The organism is Stenotrophomonas sp. HMWF023 (assembly GCF_003060985.1).
Classification (GTDB): Bacteria; Pseudomonadota; Gammaproteobacteria; order Xanthomonadales; family Xanthomonadaceae; genus Stenotrophomonas; species Stenotrophomonas lactitubi.
In genome coordinates, this window is the sequence record NZ_QAIJ01000046.1 from 1 (window position 1) to 5,241 (window position 5,241).

The following is a 5,241-nucleotide window of genomic DNA, read 5'->3' on the forward strand; positions in this document are numbered from 1 at the left end:
GGGGGATGGCTCGGCACTGGAGCTGCTGCGTGGCATACGCGATGTTCAAGAGCTCACCGAGCTGGTTGAGAACGAGCGGGCTGCGGGGCGCATGCGTCGAGACGATTCCACGCTGATCATTGCGTCTGCAACTCAGTCTTGAGGCGTACCGGACGATGGCTTACCCATCTTTGGAGCAGTACAACGAAGCCCTGCAGCACCCGCATCTGGTGCTGCTTGACCCGGAGCTCAAGCGCGGCACCCTGAGAACCACCGGGCTGGGATTGCCTCTGGCGCTATGCGGCGGCTTCGCCTTGACCTATGCGGTGACGGTTGGTGCGCAGAAGTACGCGCTGCGCTGTTTCCACAAGGAATCCCGGGAGCTGGAGCGGCGCTACCAGGCAATCTCGACACGGCTGGATCAGCTCAAGAGCCCGTACTTCCTGCCATTTGAGTTCAACCCTGCCGGGATCCGGATTCAGGGCAGCACGTACCCCACCGTCAAGATGGCCTGGGCCAGCGGCAGCACGCTGGCCGAGTTCCTTGAGGCCAAGCACGCCAACAAGGTGGCGCTCCAGAATCTGCGAGCCGCGCTGACCTCATTGGCCGGCTACCTGGAGCAGAACAATCTCGCTCACGGGGACATCCAGCCCGAGAATCTGATGGTCAGTGCGGACGGCACCAAAGTGCAGCTGATCGACTATGACGGTCTCTATGTCGAGTCGCTCAAGGGTGCCAAGGCGACCGAACTGGGGCAGCTCAACTTTCAGCACCCCCAGCGGTCGGCCAATGACTTTGGTCCCACGCTGGATCGGTTCTCGTTTCTCACGCTGGATGTAGCACTGCAGGTTCTCATTGCCGCTCCCGGGACCTGGGCATCTTCTCGTTCTGAGCCCAGCGCGGTTGTGTTCCGTCGAAACGACTTCCTCGACCCTGCGCAGTCGAGCGTGTTTCAGGGTGCGGTGGCCCTTTCCGGCGTCAAGGCGCATGTAGAGAACCTGGCCAAGGTTGCTGCCGGAGCGTTCTCGGCCGTCCCGTCCCTGACCGATTTCCTCCAGGGCAAGGGAGTTCCTGCAGGCCCGATCGCCATACGAACCGCTGCCCAAGTCCTTACGTACCAAGGGCCGTATGTGGTGGCTGACGCGGCCAACTACAGCCAGGTTCTTCAGATGGTTGGAAGCCGCGTCGAGCTCGTTGGTCGCGTATACGCCGTGACGCATCAACGCACCAGCAGCGGCAAGCCCTACATCTTTGTGAACTTTGCAGATTGGCGGGGCCAGGCGGTCAAGCTGTCCATCTGGTCAGAGGGCATCGATGCCATCAGGCCCAATCTACCTGACGCCTCATGGGTTGGGCGCTGGCTATCGGTCTCCGGTCTGATCGATCCGCCCTTTAGCAAGGGCTCCCGTTCCGGCCGCTATACGCACTTGTCGATCACCATCAGCGCACCTGGACAGATCCAGACGCTGGCGGAGAGGGATGCCAAGTTCCGCCTGCAGGTGGCAGGTAAGGCGGCAGGCGCTGCTGTGCCAACGGCGACCAGTCGCAATGCGGGGATCTTGATCAGCATGGGAGGGGCAGCGACAAGGCCGGCAGTCTCGGCAACGCCATCGACTCCGCCCGCACCTCCCCAGAGTCGCAATCAGTCCATTCTGGGCAGCATGCAGCAGTCTGCGAATCAGGCTTCGCCTCCACAGCGTCGACCACCTGTTCCGAGCACGCCTCAGCTTGGCTCCGCTTCGTCGAACAAGGGATGCTGGCCGGTAGTGCTTATCGGCGTGTTCTTCCTGCTGGCGCTGAGGGCATGTGCAGGGTAGGGGAGCTCAGGTAGGTGCCGCCCGGCATTGGTCGGCCCGATTCGAGGAAGCTCGTACTTGGGTGGTCACCGCCTCAAGGCCCATAATTCTCCAATCAAATCGGAGCAACCATGTCCAGCTTGGTTCAGGAAATTCAGCGAGATGCACTCGATCCAAAGGTCGGAGTGAGTGATCTGCTGCGTAAGGCGCTGGTTGTTTCAACCAAGCTCAAGATCAATGGCGATACGGCGTGGATCAAAGCGGAGCTGTCGGGTTACGGTGGAGATGCTGAGCTTCCCTCGTATAGAGAGCTTCGCGGCATTCCTCAAGTTCACAACCCTTTTCATGGCTACATTCCATTCCAAATGTCCCCGAAGTTGGAGCTGGAGTTCTGCAAGTTTCCCATGGGATTCAGCGTGGCGGAGGTTGAATCACTGCTTCAGCAGAACGAGGACCAGCTTCGTTTCAGCTTCCCCGCGCCAGTCACGGCCTTCTTCCTGAAGGGCATGGAAGTACCGATGCAGCCATCTCTGGCAATTTCCGCCAGCGTCTTCCACGGAGTGCTGGACAAAGTACGCAACCGAGTTCTGCAATGGGCTCTCGATCTGGAAGATGCGGGCGTCGTTGGTGACGGAATGAGCTTCAGTCCAATGGAGGTGAAGGCGGCGCAGCACGTGACGAATATCACCAACAACATCGGATCAATGCACAACTCCCAGCTTCAGCAGCTCTCCTCTGGTCAGCAGTCGTACCAGATGTCTGAGAACCGGGAGGAGCTCGCTGCGTTTCTGAAGGAGCTCAGAAGCGCGGCTGAGTCGAAGGGCGGTGCAGGGCAGGTACTGGTGGATGTCGACACCGTCTTGGTGCAACTCCAATCAGCGGAGCCAAAGCGCGGAATCGTCGAGGAATCCCTCAAATCGCTTCGGACTGTGCTTGAAGGGGCTGCTGGTGGGGCGTTGACGAGCTATATCCCCCAGTTGACTGCCTTGATGGCTGCGATTGGGATGGGGTAAGGATTATTCAGGCGATCGAGTGATGCAGGAGGCGTTCGACTGAGCACTCTGCTGCAGACTTCGGCCTTCTCATGCTGCGCCGCACCTATCGCCAATCGAGAATTGTCATCTTGCTGGCAAGAGCAGCTTCAAGGCGGGTCACGCATCCTGGCTTTGGGTTGACCAGGAAGCGCTCGTGGGCGAGTTCCAGAACTGAAAGGTCTGCACTGTGGTCGGTGTAGGCAACTGCCCACGGTGGGGCGAATCCACGTGAAACAAGCATCGGGATCTTGTTCGCACCATAACAGTGCTGATCCCGAGCGAGGCCGCCCAGGAAAGGGCGGACGGTAGAGGCAACCAGTGGCACTTGTCCCAGCCCGGCCTGTCGCAGAAGAGCGGCTGCCAGGACATCGAGGCACCCAGTGGCGATCACCACCTCATCGCCCCGAGCAACATGTGCTTGGAGGCGCTCCACGGCGGCGGGTAGGAATACAGAGCCATGGCCCAACGGGAGAGTTAGGATGAACTCCTCGACCAGGGCCGGAAGTGCTTCAGGAGTCCGACCCAGGGTGGCCACCCAGACTGCGTAACGGATGGGCAATCTCCGTGTGAACCTGGGCAGCAGGAGTGGGCCAAGTACAGGCAGGGCAGCAAGAACCAACGCGAGGCGCGCTGGGTCTCGCCGAAGCAGCCATCGAAAGAATCTATCTGCGGTGTCCCAGCGAGTCAGGGTGAGGTCGAAGTCAAACACGACGACAGGTGGTCTTTGGTGCATTGAATTCGAGACTCGAGCTGCCAAGGCTGGGGTGACGCCGAGTCTGTTGCTCAGTGGAGTACAGGTCAATCGGAGAAACCCTACCTGCATCCCTGCCTCCAAATGAAAGTTCCCCACAATGGGCGAGGGGCGTTCGTGTCTGGCAGGGACTGTGTTGAATGACACGGTGGGGCGGGTAGGCGTAGAGGGGCAGCCGGCGCCGACACTTGAAGCTAGGTTAGTTGCGTCAGGTGCTGCTCTGGTGAGCCATCCTTTCCTTCAGGGCCGCCGCCGAACGCCTGATCCACTCTCTGTTGTGCGAGCGCGCATGTCGAGACCAGTGCCGGGCATGCTCTGTGATGTCGGCAAACAGCACGTAGGCATGCTGATGATCGTCTGGATCTGACTGCCTTAGGAGCCATTCGGCGAAATGGCATCTCGCCGCGGCGCCGTCGGAATAGACAAGGGCGAGATTGAACGCCGTTCGTGTACCAGGTGAGTGGGTTGCTGCCATCGCCTGTGCATACAGCAGCGTTGGCTCCGGCTGGCGGCGCGCCTGCGGATGCGTGGCGAACAGCATCGCCAATGCCTCCAGCGCGGGAACCGGGCTGCGGGTCTCCAGCCTTGCACGGGCCAAGCCCAGGAGCACTTCCGGCGTGATGCCGGAGGCGCCGCTGGCGGCCTGCTCGAAATGCGAACGTGCTTCCTGCGCCTGGCCCGCGTTGAGTAGAGCGGTTGCCAGTTGCAGGCGGTTCTGATGCGTCGGGCTGTGCTTAAACCTGGAGCGAGCTTGGTGCGCGAGGTGATTCGGGTCGACCGGCTGGCTCCTGCGGATCAGGTGAACGGCAATGCACAGGGCAACAAGTACCTGAATTCCAATTCCGAAATAGAGCATATGTAGGCTGGACGCGGCTGCAGGTGGGCCGGTCTGCCTGCTCCTCGGGGCACGTGGTGCCCGCATGAGAGAAGCTCGCCCCGGTCAAGCCGATCATCTTGGCGGACCCCATGCCACGGAAGCGATAGAACTATTGCGAAACTACGCGGTGTGGAGACATCGATGATGGCTCTGACAGGGTGGGCAGAGCGCCAGGCAGCCAGGTTGCGGATCGAAGACCGAAGTGCCGGTGATAGCTCGGCACAGGATGATAATGCTGCGACGCTTACACGCCTGAAAGCATCAGGATCGACGTGCTACCCAATGCTGTTGACCTTGATCCCGATGATCACTTATGGGGCTGCTGTACCGAGAGTGCCCTGAGGGACTCCAGCGCCTCCTGTTGCTGCGCCGGCGATAGCCGAGCGAACGTCAAGATCGCCTCGGCAAGGGCTTCATTGTCGGAATGAAAGTAGGCAAGTGGCATGCCAAGCCGCTTGGCAAGCTTATGGGCAGTATCGCTATCGGGATCGTGGACACCCCTTTCGTAGCGATTGATGCGTATGGCAGCCACGTCTAGCTCCAGACCGATCTCCATCCCAAGCTGCTGCTGGGTCAGACCTGCGGCTTTGCGTGCGGTTTGCAGGCGCTTACCGAATCGCTGACGTGTACTGAGTTGGTTGGAGGTGGAGGGCATGTATGGCTGGCTGTCGATACATGACGACGATGCCAGCAGCACGGCAACTGCAAGTCCCTGCACATCTTCTTCAGCCTGCACAGGCTGAACGTCGCTGCTTCCCATGAACCATCTCCTCATCCTTGACGACGTTATCGCGACGACCAAGC

The 5,241-nt window shown here is 60.2% G+C and carries 5 protein-coding genes; 2 read left to right on the forward strand and 3 right to left on the reverse strand.

The window, feature by feature from the left end; genetic code table 11:
* Positions 1-155: 155 nt before the first annotated feature.
* Complete coding sequence (locus tag DBR20_RS01950; RefSeq protein WP_258223143.1) at positions 156-1,796, forward strand: protein kinase family protein; 1,641 nt, start codon at positions 156-158, stop codon at positions 1,794-1,796.
* A gap of 110 nt (positions 1,797-1,906) precedes the next feature.
* Positions 1,907-2,788, forward strand: coding sequence for a hypothetical protein (locus DBR20_RS01955; RefSeq protein WP_108265000.1), 882 nt, complete (start codon positions 1,907-1,909; stop codon positions 2,786-2,788).
* Positions 2,789-2,873: 85 nt separating this feature from the next.
* Here the strand turns inward: DBR20_RS01955 and DBR20_RS01960 are convergent, their stop codons facing one another.
* From DBR20_RS01960 to DBR20_RS01970, 3 genes are all read right to left on the reverse strand, one after another.
* The gene (locus DBR20_RS01960; protein WP_308812589.1) at positions 2,874-3,632 is read right to left on the reverse strand and encodes an HAD family hydrolase; all 759 of its coding nucleotides are present in this window, start codon (positions 3,630-3,632) and stop codon (positions 2,874-2,876) included.
* Positions 3,633-3,768: 136 nt separating this feature from the next.
* Entirely contained in the window at positions 3,769-4,416 is a 648-nt protein-coding gene (locus DBR20_RS01965; protein WP_108265002.1) for a tetratricopeptide repeat protein, read from the reverse strand.
* A gap of 328 nt (positions 4,417-4,744) precedes the next feature.
* On the reverse strand, positions 4,745-5,241 hold a 497-nt coding region (locus tag DBR20_RS01970), incomplete at its 5' end, for a helix-turn-helix transcriptional regulator (RefSeq protein ID WP_258223144.1).

What these genes read in the sequence shown, in the direction of transcription:
- DBR20_RS01950 (WP_258223143.1), top strand. Translation starts at nt 156, where the DNA reads ATGGCTTACCCATCTTTGGAGCAGTACAACGAAGCCCTGCAGCACCCG.
- DBR20_RS01960 (WP_308812589.1), bottom strand. Translation starts at nt 3,632, where the DNA reads ATGCAGGTAGGGTTTCTCCGATTGACCTGTACTCCACTGAGCAACAGA.
- DBR20_RS01955 (WP_108265000.1), top strand. Translation starts at nt 1,907, where the DNA reads ATGTCCAGCTTGGTTCAGGAAATTCAGCGAGATGCACTCGATCCAAAG.
- DBR20_RS01965 (WP_108265002.1), bottom strand. Translation starts at nt 4,416, where the DNA reads ATGCTCTATTTCGGAATTGGAATTCAGGTACTTGTTGCCCTGTGCATT.